Genomic DNA, 16,125 nt, shown 5'->3' with positions numbered 1-16,125 from the left:
CGAGGACCGCTTCCCGGACCAGCTCTCGGGCGGCCAGCAGCAGCGCGTGGCCATCGCCCGCGCGCTGGCCATGGACCCGCAGCTGATGCTCTTCGACGAGCCCACCTCGGCCCTGGACCCCGAGACGGTGGGCGAGGTGCTCGCGATCATGCGCCAGCTCGCCCGCGACGGCATGACCATGCTCGTGGTGACGCACGAGATGGGCTTCGCCCGCGAGGTGGCCGACCGCGTGGTGTTCATGGACGCCGGCGTGGTGGTGGAGACCGGCCCCGCGGCCGCGCTTATCGCCGACCCACAGCAGCCGCGCACCCAGGACTTCCTGCGCCGCGTGCTGCACCCCACAGAGATCGACCTCTGAGGGCGTCAGCCCCACGGCAGAGGGGCCCCGTCCGGACCGTGCGGTCCGGGCGGGGCCCCTCTGGCGTGCGGGGAAGGATCAGGCCTTCGTGCGCAGCTTCTTCAGCTCCTCGCGGGCCTCGCGCAGCGCGGCGACCTGCTCGTCGCGGGCGGCGTGGATCGCGGCGACCTTCTCGTCCTGGGCGTCGCGGATGGCCTGCACCTTGGCGTCACGGGCGTTGCCGATGCGGGCGGCGCGCTTCTTGGCGGCCTTGCGGCGCTTGCCGGAGCGGTTGGCCACGGAGTCGGCGGCGATGGCCAGGCCGGAGCCGAGCAGGAACACGTCCTTGGCGACGCCGGTGCCCTCCTGCGAGGGGCGCACGCCGTCCTTCTCGGTCATGGCCGGGGTGTTCAGGTACATGGACATCAGGCCGCCGGAGAAGGCGGTCAGGGCCGAGCCGGCGAGCCAGCCGGGCACGAACGGCGCCAGCAGGGCGGCGCCGGTGCCGACCTCGGTGGCCACGATGAAGTTCTTGAACTGGGCCGGGGTCAGCTTGGCCAGGTAGGGCACGCCCTGCGCACCCATGTCCCGCATGCCTGCGGCCTGCTCCTCGGAGATGTTGCGCTTGTTGAGGCCGGAGTTCAGGATGAACGCGCCGGAGGCCAGGCGCAGCGGAATCTGGACGATGCTCATGGAGTCTTCCTTCCAGTAGGGCCCGCGGCAGGCACCTTGAACGGGTGTGGCGCGAACGGATCGGTGAGCGGTCAGCAGTGCGAGCCTACCAACGGGGCGCCGTTTCCCGCCCGCCCGGGCGGGCGTGTGCGCGCAGAGCGGACGACGACGGCCCGTCGCCGTCGCCCGCCCGGCGCCGTGCCCGGTGCGATGGTGGACAATGGAGGGCATGCTCGCCCCCGTGACCCCGTTGACCCTGGCCGCCTCCACCGCGACCGCCGACGCCGACTACGGCTGGCTCGGCAACGTCGTCGTAGACATCATGGAGGCCGTCGGCCCCGTGGGCGTGGGCCTGGCGGTGTTCGCGGAGAACATCTTCCCGCCCATCCCCTCCGAGCTGATCCTGCCCCTGGCCGGGTTCACCGCCGCCGGCGGGGCGTTCAGCCCCCTCGCCGCGTTCCTCTGGGCCACCGTCGGCTCGGTCACCGGCGCCCTGGCGCTGTACGGGATCGGGGCGCTGCTGGGCCGCCGACGCATGTACCGGATCGCGGACCGCATGCCCCTGGTGGATGTGGAGGACGTGGCCAAGACCGAGCGCTGGTTCGCCCGCTACGGCTACTGGACGGTGTTCCTGGGCCGCATGGTCCCCGTGTTCCGGTCTCTGATCTCCATCCCGGCCGGCATCGAGCGCATGCACCTGGGCATGTTCACCCTCTTCACCACGCTCGGCTCCCTGATCTGGAACGCGATCTTCGTGTACGGCGGCTACGCCCTCGGCGAGCGGTTCCACCTCGTCTCCGACTACGCCGACGTCTTCTCCAACGTCGTGGTCGTCCTGATCCTGGCGTTCCTCGTGGTGTGGGTCGTGCTGCGCCTGCGCCGCAACGCCCGCCGCGCCAAGGACCCGGACTGGCACCAGCCCACCGCGGACGAGATGGCCGCCCGCGTCGACGCCATCCTGGAGAGCTCCGACCACCGGAAGTGAAGCCCATGAGCACCCCCGCCTCCCCCTCCGCCCGCCGCGCCCGCGCCGCCCTGGGCCTGGCCGCCGTCGCGCTGGTGGCGCTGAGCGCGTGCGCGCGCACCGAGCCCGCGCCGGAGCCCGCCCCGTCCACGGCGTCGGCCACCGCGCTGCCGCCCATGGACATGGCGCCCTTCACCGTGGACGTGCCCTCCCTGGACCTGGACCAGGTGCCGGGCGCGAGCATCGCCGTCCTCGAGGGCACGGACCCGGACCACCGCGGCGCGTGGCTGCAGGTGCCCGAGGCGCCCGCCTGGACGGAGGCCATGGCCGGCTCCGTGCGCGGCCAGATCGACGACTACCGCCGGGACACGGACCGCGGCGCGGACCCCCGCCTGGAGGTGCAGCCCCGGCTCGCCGTGGTGGGCGAGGACATCGCCGCGGCCCGCCTGCTCTCCACGGAGACCCGGGGCACGGACTCCGTCTCCAGCTCGCACGTGGTCTGGTACTCGGCCCGCGAGGACCGGGTGCTCGAGACCCGGGACCTCTTCACGGACGAGGGCTGGGACGCGTTCCGCACCGAGGTCCGCCAGCGCATGAAGAACGACCCGGACGTGGTCCGCGAGCGCCTCGCCTCGGCCGTGGACTCCCCGGAGCTGGTGGAGAACCGCCGCATCTGGGACGCCGTGGTGCTGCTGCCGGACGGCAGCGTGATGCTGGAGGCGGACCAGGCGTCCATGGCCCCGGCCGCCGCCGGTGTCCTCACCGTGCGCATTCCGCGGGACACGGCCGCCCCGTGGCTCTCGGACCTCGGCGACGCCGCCACGGACGCCGCGCGGACGCCCGCGGACCTGCGCCTGCCGGACCGCTCCACGCCGTCGCCGTCGACGTCGGCCCCCGAACCGGCCGAGTCCTCGTGGACCCCGGAGGCGACCGGCGCCCCGGTCCCGCCGCGCGTGCCGGTGCCGGACCCCACGACGACGGCCCCGTCCGTCGACCCGGGCGGGGACCGCGACCCGTCCACCTCCTCGGCCCCGCCCTCCTCCCGCCCGGGGACAACGGCGCCGGCCCCATTGCCGGACCCCACCACCCCGGACCCCACCACCTCGGACCCCACCACCTCCGCGCCGACCGCCCCGGAGCCCGACCCCTCGACGACGACGGCGCCCCCGCGCCCGGCGCCGACCAGCCCGACACCCACGCCGACGCCGACCCCGTCGACTCCCACGCCGACGCCGACCAGCCCGACGCCCACGCCGACGCCGACCAGCCCGACGCCCACGCCGACGCCGTCGAATCCCACGCCGACGCCCACGACGCCCACCCCGACCCCGACCGAGACGGGGACCACGGCCCCGCCGACCGACCCGGAGCCGGAGCCCGAGCCGGAGCCGACGACGCCGCAGCCGAGCGCCACGAGCGCCTCCGGCCCCGGGACCCCGGGCGCGCCGGGCCGGCCGTCCGACCCCGGGGTGCCCGGGCCGCCCTCGGACCGGGGCGTGCCCGGCCCGCCGGCGCCCAGCTCCTCCCCCGCGCCCTGACCTGACCCGACGCCCTCCGGCGCCCCCGTCCGACCGCCTCGGACGGGGGCGCCGGAGCCGTGTCCGGGCCCGTGGGAGGATCGAGGCGATGACTGAGCAGCCTCCCGCCCCCGACGCCCCCTCCCGTGACACCCCCGCCGACGACGGCCGTGACGGCGTCCTCGCGCCCCACGAGCGCGCCCACGAGCACGACCACAACCGGGACAAGGACCCCGCGCTCATGCGCCGGGAGCCGGTCTCCTTCGTGCGCCGCGGCGCCCGCCTGAACTCCGGCCGCCAGGCCGTGTGGGACCGTCAGGCGCAGCGGGTGCTCGTGGACGTGCCGCGCGAGCGGGGCGCCACGTCCGTGGCCCGGGACGCGCGCCTGGACTGGGACGCGGCCTTCGGCCGGCGGGCGCCCCTGCTGGTGGACATCGGCTCGGGCCTGGGCGAGTCCACCGCCCAGGCGGCCGCGGACCGGCCGGACTGGAACGTGCTCGCCGTGGAGGTGTACGTGCCGGGCCTGGCCGCGCTGATGACCCGCGTGGAGCAGGGCGGCCTGGAGAACGTGCGCGCCGTGGAGGCCAACGCGCCGGAGCTGATGGACCACCTGCTCGCGCCGGGCTCGGTGTCCGAGGTGTGGGTGTTCTTCCCGGACCCGTGGCACAAGAAGCGCCACCACAAGCGCCGTCTCGTCTCCCCCGCCTTCGCGGACCGCGTGGCCCGCGTGCTGGCCCCCGGGGGCGTGCTTCGCCTGGCCACGGACTGGTCCGGCTACGCGGTCCGGATGCGCGAGGTCATGGAGGCCCACCCCGAGTTCAAGAACCTGCACCCCGGCCGGGCCGCCGGCGAGGAGTCCCCCCTGACGCGGGTGCGCCGGGAGGGCCGCGAGGCCGAGGTCGGGGCGCAGCCGCTGCCGGCCGGCTGGGAGAGCGCCGCCGAGGACGAGCGGCCCCTGCGCGCGGGCCTGGGCGAGGCGCTCGAGGCCGCCGTCGCCGAAGACCCCGTGGACCACGAGGGCGGCTGGGCGCCCCGGTTCGAGGGTCGGCCCGTCACCAGCTTCGAGGCCAAGTCCCGCCGCGCCGGCCGCCTCGTGTTTGACCTGTCGTACGCCCGGCGCTGAGGCACGCCCCGCCGCGACGCTCCGCCACGACTCTCCACCGCCATCGATCGAAGGACCTCCCATGGACCCCGCACACTATCCCCACGACACCCATCCGGGTCTGGTCCCCGGCATCGCGGTGGACGAGAACCGCCATCGCTTCGGGCTGGACCCTGTGGTCTTCGGCATCACCGCCGTGCTCGTCGTCGCGTTCGTCGCGTGGGGCCTGCTCGCCCCCGCGAGCGTGGGCGCCGCCTCCTCCGCCGCGTTCGGCTGGGCGATGACCAACGCGGGCTGGCTGCTCAACGCCGCCGTCGGGCTCGCCGTGATCGCGATGCTGTACATCGGCTTCTCCCGCTTCGGCCGGATCCGGCTGGGCCGCGACGACGAACGCCCCGAGTTCTCCCGCTTCGCCTGGGTGTCCATGATGTTCGGCGCCGGCATCGGCGTGGGCATCTTCTTCTACGGTCCTTCTGAGCCGCTGGCCCACTACCTGTCCCCGCCGCCGCACACCGCGGCGGCCGAGACCCCGCAGGCCCTGCACATGGCCATGGCGCAGTCCCACTTCCACTGGGGCGTGAGCGCGTGGGCCATGTACGCGCTGGTGGGCGGGGCGATCGCCTACAGCTCCTACCGGCGCGGGCGCGTCACGCTCATCTCCTCCGTGTTCCGCAGCCTGTTCGGCGCGCGGCAGGCCGAGGGCACCGCCGGCCGGATCGTGGACATGTTCGCGATCGTGGCCACCCTGTTCGGCACCGCCGCCACGCTCGGGCTGGCCGCCGTCCAGATCGGCCAGGGCGTGCAGATCGTGGCCGGGCTGGACGGGGTCTCCAACACGCTGCTGATCGTCATCATCGCGGTGCTCACGGTGGCGTTCGTGGTGTCCGCCGTCTCCGGGGTGTCCCGCGGCATCCGTTACCTGTCCACCACGAACATCGTGCTCACCCTGGGCATGGTGCTGTTCGTGTTCATCGCCGGCCCCACCCTGTTCCTGCTCAACCTCATCCCTTCGGGCGTGGTGGAGTACGCGGACCGCTTCCTGGAGATGTCCGGCCGATCGCTGTCCTGGGGCGCGGCCACGGTGGAGTTCCAGTCCTGGTGGACCGCCTTCTACTGGGCCTGGTGGATCGCGTGGACCCCGTTCGTGGGCGTCTTCCTGGCCCGCATCTCCCGCGGCCGCACCCTGCGCGAGTTCGTGGCCGTCGTGCTGGCCGTGCCCACCTCCATCCTGGTCTTCGCCTTCACCGTGCTGGGCGGCGCCTCCATCTGGATGCGCCGCCAGGGCGAGGCCGCCTTCGACGGCGCCGCGAGCCCCGAGGCGCAGCTGTTCGCCCTCTTCGACCGCCTGCCGCTCGCCGAGATCACGCCGTTCGTGGTGATGGCGATCCTCGCGATCTTCTTCGTCACCTCCGCGGACTCGGCCTCCGTGGTGATGGGCACGCTCTCCTCGCGCGGTGACCCCGCGCCACGGCGGACGGTGACCGCGTTCTGGGGCCTGATGATGATGGGCATCGCCGTGGTGATGCTCCTGGCCGGCGGCGAGGACACCCTCGCGGCGCTGCAGAACCTCACCATCCTCATCGCGCTGCCGTTCTCGATCGTGTTGATCCTGATGATCGTCGCGTTCCTCAAGGACCTGTCCACGGACCCCTCCGCCATCCGCGGGGACTACGCGGACACGGCCCTGTCCAACGCGGCCCGCCGCGGCATCGAGGAGTACGGCGACGACTTCGAGATCGCCGTCCGCCGCGCCCCCTCCGGCCGCGGAGCCGGCGCGGACTTCGACTCCACCGCCGAGGAGGTCACCGACTGGTACCGGCGCACGGACGAGGACGGCAACCCCGTCGACTACGACTACGAGACCGGCACGTGGGCGGACGGCTGGACGCCCGACGACGACGGGGCGCCGGCGGAGGACGCCCCGGACGTCGACGTCCCCACGGCTCCGACGTCCGACGGCACCCCGCCGTCTCCGTCGCCTGACGCCTCCACGGCGGCCCGGACCGTGGAGCGGCCGTAGGCCATGGGTACGCCCACGCAGCGGGCTCGTCACGACGGGGAGTCCGGACTGGCGCTCGCCGCCGTCGTCGCCGCGACCCGCGATCACCGCATGACGTTCCCGATCGAGGCGCGGGTGCGCCGCGTGACCCCGAACCTGTCAGTGCCCGAGCTGTACGAGGTCCGGGCCCGCGGCCGCGACGGCCGCTTCGAGGCGACATCAGCGGCGTGCGATCTGTCCTACAACCCCCGTACGGGACGCGAGCGCCTGGTGGTCCCTCCGTCCACCGGGCAGCCGGGCTTCACCCGGGAACGGGACTGGCCGTGGTTCTCCCCGACCCACAGCGTGTTGGCCATGGTGACGCGGACGCAGCTGGAGGACGACCTCTACACCCTCGAGGCCGCGCGCGTGGTCATAGACGCGAGCGTCACCGGGCCCGTCGTCGGCCCTGCCCTGCCCGGATGGCCGCGGGCGTTCGCCCCCTAGGAGGCCTCCGGCGGCAGCGGCAGGCCGGCCGTGACGCGGGCCGTGGCCGCGAGGGTCACCGTACCGGGGTCGCGGTAGCCGCGCGGGGCGTCCGCCCCGGCCGCGGGCGACCAGCGGGCGGTGCGGTGGCCGTGCACGGCCGCGCCCTCGAGCCCCGGCCGCGGGGTCACCGGCAGCAGGACGGCGTCCGTCCAGTCCCGGCGTCGGCCCAGGGCACGGCCCACGCGGGCCAGCACGTCGCCCGGGGCCTGGGCGCGGAACACGCGGCCCGAGGGCAGGCCGAGCCGGCCCGCCCGGGCCGCGAGCGCGGCGGGCAGGCCCACGGCCCCCGAGACCACAAGCGCCTCGACCGGGCGCTCGGCCGGCCGGGCGGCGTAGCGGGCGGTGTCCTGGGCACCTGCCTCGGCGACGGCGTCCTCGGGTTCCTCGACGTCGTCCGGCTGCAGCCCCGCTTCGACCAGCAGGCGCAGCGCGTGCCCGGCCACGAGGGAGCCGTAGGAGTGCGCCTCGATCGCCCCGTGCAGCGCGGTGCCACGGGCGCGCAGGGGCGGGCGGCCGTCGTCGTCGGGGTCCCCGGCGCCGGCCCGGGCGAAGTCCCACCAGGCGGCGACGTCGTCGGCGAGGCGCTCGCCGCCTCGACGGCCGGGCCCGTCCAGGAGGACCCGCCACGGGGTGGGGGCTGCGTAGCCGAGCCAGGCCAGCACCGCGGGGCGGGGGGCGCCGGCGGCCCGCTGGGCGGCGGCCAGCTGGGCGGCCTCGCGGGCCGTGCCCCACATGGCGGTGTGTGGGCGGATGCCCATGCCGGAGACGAGCCAGGTCAGGTGCGTGGCCTCGGCCGGATCCCCGGCGGCCACCACGGCCCACGGGCCGTCCGGTCCCTCCAGCGCGTAGCCCAGCAGGTGCCGGGCCGGCAGCCCGGGGTCCATGCCGGCGGGCTTGAGCGCGTGGACGATCCCGTCCAGGGCGCTGCGCGCGCGGGCCCCGAGCTCCTGGCGCCGGGCCATGTCCGCCCGGAGCCGGGCGACCGCGCGGGCGCGCCCGGCGGCACCGAACGCGGCCGGGCTCAGTCCTGCGGCGGGTTCCACACGAGCACCCGGCGGGGGCGGGCCGTGCCGGTGGGCAGCGCGCGCACGACGGCGGAGCGCGGCGCGGGGTGCGCCCGTCCGGCGTCCTCCCCGGCGGCCTCGCGGCGGGCGTCCTGGCGGGCCTCGGCGCGATTCGGATAGCGGGCCGAGACGTCGCCGCCGGAGCCCACGGTGAAGACGCGGGCCAGGCGGGAGGCGTGGTGGAGGCGGTCCACCTGGGCCGCCAGCTCGACCACGGTGTCCTGCAGCTGCTCGACCTCGCGCTGCAGCGCGATCACGCGGCGGATGCCCTCCAGCGAGATGCCTTCGCGGCTCAGGGCCTGCACGGTCTGCAGCCGCTCGACGTCGGCCAGGGAGTAGCGGCGGTGCCGTCCGCCCTGGCGCGCGGGGACCACGAGGCCGAGCCGGTCGTACTGGCGCAGGGTCTGCGGGTGCATGCCCGCCATCTCGGCGGCCACGGAGACCACGAAGACGGGGGCGTTCCGGTCAAGACCCCGCTCGCGGCCCCGGTCCGCCCGGGCGGCGCCGTCGCGGGCGCTCACCAGGCGGCCTTCCGGGCCAGCTCCCGCCGCGGATCGTCGCCGGCCAGGGCGGACTGCAGGGCCTCGACGGCGGCGCGGGCGTCGTCGTTGAGCTCGGTGGGCACGGTGACGTGCAGCTCCACGAGCAGATCACCCGTCGTCGTCCCGCGCTCGACACCGCGGCCCTTCAGGCGCAGCACGCGGCCGGACTGGGAGCCCGCCGGCACCTTCATCTTCACGGGGCGCTCCAGCGTGGGCACCTCGATCGTGGCCCCGAGGGCGGCCTCGGGGAAGGTGACGGGCACGGTGATGCGCAGGTCGTCCCCGTCCCGGTGGAAGAACTCGTGCTCGCGCACGTGCACGGTGACCAGCAGGTCGCCGCGGCCGGCCGCACCGGGCGCGCCCTTGCCGCGGGCACGGACCTTCTGGCCGTCGCGGATGCCCTTCGGGATCTTCACCTCGATCGTCTCGCCGTCCGCAGCGCGCAGGGACACCGTGGTGCCCTGGATCGAGCCGCGGAAGGAGATCGTGGTGGTGGCGGTGCGGTCCGCGCCCTTCGTGGGGCGCGGCCGCGCGTAGCCGGCATCGCCGAAGCCGCCGGGGCCGAAGCCGCCGGTCTGGCCGGCGGCGCCGCCGAACATCCCGCCGAACAGGTCCGACAGGTCGGGCCCGGACTGCGTGGTGCGGGGGCCGCCCCCGCCTCCGAACATGCCGCCGAAGACGTCCTCGAAGCCGCCGCCGCCGGCACCGCCCGGGGCGGAGAACCGGGCGCCGCCGCCCATCGCGCGGATCGCGTCGTACTCCTGGCGCTCCTGGGGGTCGCTCAGGACGGCGTACGCCTCCGAGATCTCCTTGAACTTCTTCTCGGCCGCCTCGTCCCCGGGGTTCTGGTCCGGGTGGTGGGTGCGAGCGAGTTTGCGGTAGGCCTTCTTGACGTCCGCTTCGGAGGCGTCCTTGGACACCCCGAGGGTCGCGTAGAAGTCCTTGTCCATCCAGTCCTGCGAGGCCATGGTGCCTCCTCTCGGGTCAGTCGGTCAGGGGATCGGCCGGCGCCGGGCGGGCGCCGGCCGAGCGGGTCACTCGTCTCCGGCGGAGACCATCACCTGGGCGGCGCGCAGCACGCGGCCGTCCCGGACGTAGCCGTTGCGGAAGACCTGGACCACGTGGTCCGCGGGGACCTCCGCGTGAGGCTGGCGCATGACGGCCTCGTGCACGGACGGGTCGAACTCGACGCCGGCCAGGGCCTCCTGGTCGTGCCGCTCGAGGCCGAGGCCGGCCAGGGCGGTGTCCAGCTTGGTCGCGATGGCGGCGAAGGGGCCGTCCGTGAGATCGCCGGCGGCGCGGGCGGCGTCGAGGTCGTCGAGCACCGGCAGCAGCGCGGTGACGGCCTTGAGCACGCCGAGGTCCTGGGCGAGGGCGCGGTCGCGGTCCACGCGGCGCTTGTAGTTCACGTACTCCGCCTGGAGGCGGCGCAGGTCGGTCTCGAGCTCGGCCTCGCGGTCCGACGCCGCGGGCTGCGGCGCCTCGGTCCCGGCCTGCGCGCCGGCCTCGTCGAGGATGCGCTCGGCCTGGGTGAGGGCGTCGCCGTCCTCGGCCTGCTCGGCCGCGCTCTCGGCGGAGACCCGGGGCTCACCGGTCTCGGGGTCGATGCGGCGACGGTCGTTGAACACGATGGGCTCCTCCTCGGAGCCGCGCTCGGCGTCGGAGGAGCCGTGCGGACGCTGCTGGTCGGCGCTCATGGTGTGTCCTTTCGAAGCGGGTGGGCGCGGCGGGTCCGCCGCGCGGGGGTGGTGCGGGAAGGCCGGCGGGCCGGCCCGGCAGGGGCGCTGCCGGGCCGGCCCGCCGGCGTCGTGGGCCTCCGGGCGGGGCGGGCGTGGACGCCCGCCCCGGCACCGGGGGTGTCAGGCCTTCTTCTCGTCGTCCTCGTCGACCACCTCGGCGTCGACGATGTCCTCGTCGTCGCCCTGCGGGGCGGCGGACTCGGCGCCGGCGTCGGCCGACTCCGCGCCCTGCTGGGCGTAGAGGGCCTCGCCGATCTTGACCTGGGAGGCCTGGAGCTTCTCGAACGCGGCGGCGACCTCGTCGTCGTTGTCCTGCTTCTCCAGGGCGGCCTTCAGGGCGTCGACGTCGGCCTGCACCTCGGTCTTGACGTCCTCGGGCAGCTTGTCCGCGTTGTCCTGCAGGAGCTTGTCCACGGAGTACGCGGACTGCTCCGCCTGGTTGCGGCGGTCGGCGGCCTCACGGCGCTTCTTGTCCTCGTCCGCGTGGGCCTCGGCGTCCTTGACCATGCGGTCGATGTCCTCCTTGGACAGCGAGGAGCCGCCCGTGATGGTCATCGACTGCTCGGTGCCGGTGCCCTTGTCCTTCGCGGAGACGTGCACGATGCCGTTCGCGTCGATGTCGAAGGTGACCTCGATCTGGGGCATGCCGCGCGGGGCCGGGGCGATGCCGGTCAGCTCGAAGGTGCCCAGCGCCTTGTTGTCCCGGGTGAACTCGCGCTCGCCCTGGAAGACCTGGATGGACACGGAGGGCTGGTTGTCCTCGGCCGTGGTGAACGTCTCGGAGCGCTTGGTCGGGATGGCCGTGTTGCGCTCGATGAGCTTGGCCATCACGCCGCCCTTGGTCTCGATGCCCAGCGACAGCGGGGTCACGTCGATCAGGAGCACGTCCTTGCGCTCGCCGGCGAGCACGCCGGCCTGCACCGCGGCGCCGATGGCGACGACCTCGTCCGGGTTCACGCTCTTGTTGGGCTCCTTGCCGCCGGTCAGCTCCTTCACCAGGTCGGAGACGGCGGGCATGCGGGTGGAACCCCCGACGAGGACCACGTGGTCGATGTCGGAGACCTTAACACCGGCCTCCTTGATGACGTCCTCGAACGGCTTGCGAGTGCGCTCGAGCAGGTCCTTGGTGAGGTCCTGGAACTTGGCGCGGGAGAGGTGCTCGTCCAGGTGCACCGGGCCCTCGGGGGTCACGGACAGGTACTGCAGCGAGATGCTGGTGGAGGTGGCCGAGGAGAGCTCCTTCTTGGCCTGCTCCGCGGCCTCCTTCAGACGCTGCAGGGCGATCTTGTCCTTGGACAGGTCCGCGCCCTTGGACTTGGCCTGCTGGAGCAGCCAGTCCACGATCCGCTGGTCCCAGTCATCGCCGCCGAGGCGGTTGTCGCCGGCGGTGGCGCGCACCTGGATGGTGGCGAAGTCGTCCTCGTCCTTGGCGACCTCGAGCAGGGACACGTCGAAGGTGCCGCCGCCCAGGTCGAAGACCAGGATGAGCTCGTCCTCCTTGCCCTTCTCCAAGCCGTAGGCCAGGGCGGCCGCAGTGGGCTCGTTGATGATGCGCGTGACGTTCAGGCCCGCGATCTCGCCGGCCTCCTTGGTGGCCTGGCGCTCGGCGTCGTTGAAGTAGGCGGGCACGGTGATCACCGCGTCGGTGACCTTCTCGCCCAGGTACTCCTCGGCGTCGTGCTTGAGCTTCATCAGCGTGCGGGCCGAGATCTCCTGCGGGGTGTACTTCTTGCCGTCCACCTCGGTGGTCCAGTCGGTGCCCATGTGGCGCTTGACGGACGCGTAGGTGCGCTCGGGGTTGTTGACGGCCTGGCGCTTGGCGACCTCGCCGACCAGGACGTCCCCGCCCTTGGAGAACGCGACGACGGACGGGGTGGTGCGGGCGCCCTCGGCGTTCGCGATGACGACCGGGTCGCCACCCTCGAGGGCGGATACGACGGAGTTGGTGGTGCCGAGGTCGATGCCGACTGCACGGGACATGGTGGGGTCCTTCCTGTCTGACGGTGAAGCGGGAGGCCTGCGCCCTGCGGGACCGGAGACCCGGGCCGGAGGGCTTGAGCCGTCTCGACTCAGGTTGCCACCGGGGCGGTGGCCTGTCAAATGAACCTGAGTCGACTTCACTCACATTTCTGTCTGCCCGGTCCAACGCCCGCCGCGGCGGATCCATTCCCGGGCCCGCCGTCGTCGTCCCGCCCCCGCGTGCGGGCGTGCGGCGGCGTGCCGAGCGGGCTGTTCGCCGGTCGCTGATCCCGGCACCGGGACGGCGGCCAACCCTGTCCCGGGCCGCGCCTCCGGGTGTTGGATCAGCCTCATCAGGACCGACGCCGCACCGGCGCCGGACTCGATCGAGACAGAAGGAGACACCCCATGGCCGCCGAGAAGAACGACGCCGCCTTCACCGTCCCGGGACTGGCCCTCAAGAACGGCCACCGCGTGGCCGAGATCCTGCAGGGTCGGCTCCACGCCCTGAACGACCTCCAGCTCACCCTCAAGCACGCCCACTGGAACGTGGTCGGCCCCGGCTTCATCGGGGTCCACGAGATGCTCGACCCGCAGATCGAGACCGTCCGCGCGATGGTCGACGTCGTCGCCGAGCGCATCGCCACCCTGGGCGTGTCCCCCGAGGGCACCCCCGGCGCCCTCGTCGCCGCCCGCACGTGGGACGACTACGCGCTGGGCCGTGCCAGCACCCTCGAGCACCTGGCCGCCCTCGACCTCGTGTACGACGGCGTGGTCACCGACCACCGCGCCGCGATCGAGACCGTGGGCGAGCTCGACCCCGTGTCCGAGGACATGCTGATCGGCCAGGTCGCCGAGCTGGAGCTGTTCCAGTGGTTCATGCGCTCGTTCCTCACCACGGTGGACGGGGATCTCAGCCATGCCGGCGCCACCCGCGAGACCGTCGCGGCCGCCCGCGTGAGCGGCGCCCAGAAGGCGCCCGCCCCGACGAAGGGTGCGGCGAAGAAGGGTGCGGCGAAGAAGGCCAAGAAGAAGTGACGCTCCCCCGCTGAGACGCCCCGGCACCCCGGGCGAGTCCGAGCACAGCCCGAGGGGCCCGACCGCACGCGCGGTCGGGCCCCTCGTCCGTGTCCGGGGCGGCGCGGCCGGACACGCCCGCCGCCCCGGCGGCTCACTCCTCCCGGGCCGGCCACCAGACCTTCGGGCCGATGTCCCGCACGAGCGCCGGGATGAGAAGTGTGCGCACCACGAGGGTGTCCAGCAGCACGCCGAACGCCACGATGAACGCGAGCTGGAGCATGAACATCAGCGGGATCACCGCGAGCGCGGCGAACGTCGCGGCCAGCACCACGCCCGCGGAGGTGATCACGCCGCCGGTCACGGTGAGCGCCCGGAGCACACCGGCCCGGGTGCCGTGGCGCGGGGTCTCCTCGCGCGCCCGCGTCATGAGGAAGATCGTGTAGTCGATGCCCAGGGCCACGAGGAACACGAACCCGTACAGCGGGACGGTCGGGTCTGCGTTCTCGAAGCCGAACACGTGCCGGAACACGAGCGCGGAGACGCCCATGGCGGCGCCGAAGCTGATCACGGTGGCCGCCACGAGCAGCACCGGGGCCAGGATCGAGCGCAGCAGCACGGAGAGGATCACCAGCAGCATCGCCAGGATCAGCGGGATGACCACCACGAGGTCCCGCTGCGAGGTGGTGTTGGTGTCCAGCGCCTGGGCGGCCGGACCGCCCACGAGGACCTCGCCGCCCGAGCCGACGTCGGCCAGCTCGGCCCGCAGCCGCTCCACCGTCGCCTGCGCGGCGAGGGACTCGCCGGGGTCGGCGAGGGTGGCGGAGATCAGCACCGTCCCGTCCACCACCTTCGGCTCGGGATCCGGCTGCGGCGCAGACTCCGGCCGGCCGGCGCCGCCCTCGGCCGGGGCGCCCTCACCGCCGCCGGTGACGCCCGGGGGCGGGCCGGCGGGGGCGTCCGCACCCTGCGGGGCGCCGGGTGCGCCCTCGGCGCCGCCCTCGAGCACGCCCGGCGGCGGGCCCGCCGGGGCGGGCGCCTCGTCCGTGGTCACGGACGCCTCGGCCACGCCCGGGTCCGCCTCGACGGCGGCGAGCACCGCGTCGGCGTCCTCGGCCGGGGCCACGATCTGCGCGGGCGCGCCGGAGCCGGCGTCGAAGTGCTCGGAGAGCAGCGCCTGGGCCTGGCGCGAGTCGGACTCGCCCAGCAGGACGTCCTCCTGGGCCACGCCGCTGGCCTGCAGCTGCAGGAGCCCCGCGGACATCACGAGGAGCACCGCCAGGGTGGCCAGCCACACGGGGCGGGGGCGGCGGGCGACGGCGGCGCCCACCTTCGTCCACACGCCGTGGTCCTCCTCGAGGCCGGCGATGGGACGGCCAGCGGCGTCCTCGGGCTGGACGAACGCGCGGCCGCGCTCGGCGCGGCGCGCGGCCCGGCGGCGGGCGTTCTCCGGCGACGGGACGGTGGGCCAGAAGGCGGCGCGGCCGGCCAGCTGCAGCAGCGCGGGCAGCAGGGTCAGGGCGGCCAGCCACGCGAAGAGGATGCCCGTGGCGGCGATCGGCCCCAGCGAGCTGTTGGAGTTCAGGTCGGAGACCAGCAGGATCAGCAGGGCGAGGGCCACGGTGGAGGCCGAGGCGGTGATCGCCCCGAACGAGCCGCGCACCGCCGCGAGCAGGGAGGCAGTGACCTCCTCGCGCACGAGCAGCTCCTCGCGGTGGCGGGCCACCAGGAGCAGGCAGTAGTCCGTGGCGGCGCCGATCACGAGGATCGAGAGGATGCCCTGCGCCTGCCCGTTGAGCTGGATCCAGCCGGCCACCGCCATGCCGTAGACGGCCAGGATGGCGGCGCACAGCGCGCCCACGGCGGTGAGCAGCACGAGGATCGGCAGCAGGACGGACCGGTAGACGATCACGAGGATCACGAACACCACCACGAGCGCCACGAGCAGCAGTAGCCCGTCGATGCCTGCGAAGGCCCCGACCAGCTCGGTGGCCAGGCCGGCCGGGCCGCCGAGGTGCCAGTCGGCGTCCGCGGCCACGGTGTCCGCCAGGTCGGCGTCCGCCGCGGCGGGGTCGGCGAGGATCCCCTTGAGGTCCTCGACGACGTCGGCCACCTCGCGCTCGGCCCCGTCGGAGGAGTCCACGAAGGCCAGGAACTGGACGGCCTCGCCGTCCTCGGCGGGGATCGGCCCGGCCACGTCCGTGACGCCCTCCACGCCGCGCAGGGTCTCGGCGAGGCCCCCCAGCGCCGGGAATGCCTGGGCGGGGTCGGACAGGTCGGCCTCGGCCACGATCACGGCGGGCACGGCCTCGCCGCCGCGGAAGGCCGCGGCCTCCTCGCCGGCGCGGGTGGACTCGGCGGAGGCGGGCAGGAACGTGGACTGGTCGTTGGAGGAGACGTCGCCGATCTTGCCGAAGGTCGGCCCGCCCAGGCCCATCACCGCCAACCACACCACGAACAGGGCGGCAGCGAGGCCGAAGCGCAGCCACGCGGAGGGGCGCCGGGCCGTCCGCTCCCCCGTCCGATCGCCCGTCCCCCCGTCCGTGCGTTCGCCGTCGCGGCCGGCGGCGGAGGCGCCGAGGCCCTCCGGGCGCCCGGCCGCGGAGTCCGGGTCGGCGGACCCCGCCGCGCGTCGGGCGTCCGGGGAGCGGAGGGCGGAGAGGTCCGGTGGGGTGCGCATGGGCC

The 16,125-nt window shown here is 74.6% G+C and carries 14 protein-coding genes; 7 read left to right on the top strand and 7 right to left on the bottom strand.

The features are described 5' to 3' along the window. The coding region (locus HDA33_RS12540) for an amino acid ABC transporter ATP-binding protein (RefSeq protein WP_184173665.1) at positions 1 to 358 on the top strand (358 nt) is incomplete at its 5' end. 78 nt (positions 359 to 436) lie between these two features. Here HDA33_RS12540 and HDA33_RS12535 read toward each other — a convergent pair. Then, the gene (locus HDA33_RS12535; protein WP_184173663.1) at positions 437 to 1,030 is read right to left on the bottom strand and encodes a hypothetical protein; all 594 of its coding nucleotides are present in this window, start codon (positions 1,028 to 1,030) and stop codon (positions 437 to 439) included. 208 nt (positions 1,031 to 1,238) lie between these two features. On the opposite strand from HDA33_RS12535, the gene HDA33_RS12530 reads away from it, so the two are divergent. From HDA33_RS12530 to HDA33_RS12510, 5 genes are all read left to right on the top strand, one after another. Beyond that, positions 1,239 to 1,994 carry a DedA family protein gene (locus HDA33_RS12530; RefSeq protein ID WP_184173661.1) on the top strand — a complete coding sequence of 252 codons (756 nt, stop codon included), beginning with the start codon at positions 1,239 to 1,241 and terminating at the stop codon, positions 1,992 to 1,994. Between the two features lie 5 nt (positions 1,995 to 1,999). Further along, complete coding sequence (locus tag HDA33_RS12525; RefSeq protein ID WP_221433005.1) at positions 2,000 to 3,511, top strand: hypothetical protein; 1,512 nt, start codon at positions 2,000 to 2,002, stop codon at positions 3,509 to 3,511. An 88-nt stretch (positions 3,512 to 3,599) separates the two neighbouring features. Continuing rightward, positions 3,600 to 4,613 (top strand): tRNA (guanosine(46)-N7)-methyltransferase TrmB, encoded by a 1,014-nt coding sequence (trmB, locus tag HDA33_RS12520; protein ID WP_184173659.1) that lies wholly within the window; start codon positions 3,600 to 3,602, stop codon positions 4,611 to 4,613. Between the two features lie 61 nt (positions 4,614 to 4,674). After that, positions 4,675 to 6,612, top strand: a complete 1,938-nt coding sequence (locus HDA33_RS12515; protein WP_184173657.1) for a BCCT family transporter — start codon at positions 4,675 to 4,677, stop codon at positions 6,610 to 6,612. Positions 6,613 to 6,615: 3 nt separating this feature from the next. Beyond that, complete coding sequence (locus HDA33_RS12510; RefSeq protein ID WP_184173655.1) at positions 6,616 to 7,077, top strand: hypothetical protein; 462 nt, start codon at positions 6,616 to 6,618, stop codon at positions 7,075 to 7,077. Here the strand turns inward: HDA33_RS12510 and HDA33_RS12505 are convergent. The 5 genes from HDA33_RS12505 to dnaK all read right to left on the bottom strand — a co-directional run bounded on the left by HDA33_RS12505 (position 7,074) and on the right by dnaK (position 12,444). Then, positions 7,074 to 8,081, bottom strand: a complete 1,008-nt coding sequence (locus tag HDA33_RS12505; protein WP_184173653.1) for an alpha/beta hydrolase — start codon at positions 8,079 to 8,081, stop codon at positions 7,074 to 7,076. The genes HDA33_RS12510 and HDA33_RS12505 overlap by 4 nt on opposite strands. A gap of 59 nt (positions 8,082 to 8,140) precedes the next feature. Then, positions 8,141 to 8,704 carry a heat shock protein transcriptional repressor HspR gene (locus tag HDA33_RS12500; RefSeq protein ID WP_184173651.1) on the bottom strand — a complete coding sequence of 188 codons (564 nt, stop codon included), beginning with the start codon at positions 8,702 to 8,704 and terminating at the stop codon, positions 8,141 to 8,143. Further along, on the bottom strand, positions 8,701 to 9,693 hold the full coding sequence (locus HDA33_RS12495; RefSeq protein ID WP_158491662.1) for a DnaJ C-terminal domain-containing protein: 993 nt from the start codon (positions 9,691 to 9,693) through the stop codon (positions 8,701 to 8,703). The genes HDA33_RS12500 and HDA33_RS12495 overlap by 4 nt, the downstream gene beginning before the upstream one ends. A gap of 66 nt (positions 9,694 to 9,759) precedes the next feature. Then, complete coding sequence (locus HDA33_RS12490; RefSeq protein WP_158494113.1) at positions 9,760 to 10,422, bottom strand: nucleotide exchange factor GrpE; 663 nt, start codon at positions 10,420 to 10,422, stop codon at positions 9,760 to 9,762. Between the two features lie 162 nt (positions 10,423 to 10,584). Beyond that, complete coding sequence (dnaK, locus tag HDA33_RS12485) at positions 10,585 to 12,444, bottom strand: molecular chaperone DnaK (RefSeq protein ID WP_184173649.1); 1,860 nt, start codon at positions 12,442 to 12,444, stop codon at positions 10,585 to 10,587. Positions 12,445 to 12,831: 387 nt separating this feature from the next. On the opposite strand from dnaK, the gene HDA33_RS12480 reads away from it, so the two are divergent. Further along, on the top strand, positions 12,832 to 13,461 hold the full coding sequence (locus HDA33_RS12480) for a Dps family protein (protein WP_017488495.1): 630 nt from the start codon (positions 12,832 to 12,834) through the stop codon (positions 13,459 to 13,461). Between the two features lie 133 nt (positions 13,462 to 13,594). On the opposite strand, the gene HDA33_RS12475 is transcribed toward HDA33_RS12480, so the two are convergent. Then, the gene (locus HDA33_RS12475; protein ID WP_184173647.1) at positions 13,595 to 16,120 is read right to left on the bottom strand and encodes an MMPL family transporter; all 2,526 of its coding nucleotides are present in this window, start codon (positions 16,118 to 16,120) and stop codon (positions 13,595 to 13,597) included. Positions 16,121 to 16,125 lie beyond the last annotated feature (5 nt).

The organism is Micrococcus endophyticus, assembly GCF_014205115.1.
In the GTDB taxonomy this organism is placed as follows: domain Bacteria; phylum Actinomycetota; class Actinomycetes; order Actinomycetales; family Micrococcaceae; genus Micrococcus; species Micrococcus endophyticus.
Note: the sequence above shows the minus strand (reverse complement) of the source record. Positions and strands in the feature narration are given on the sequence as shown.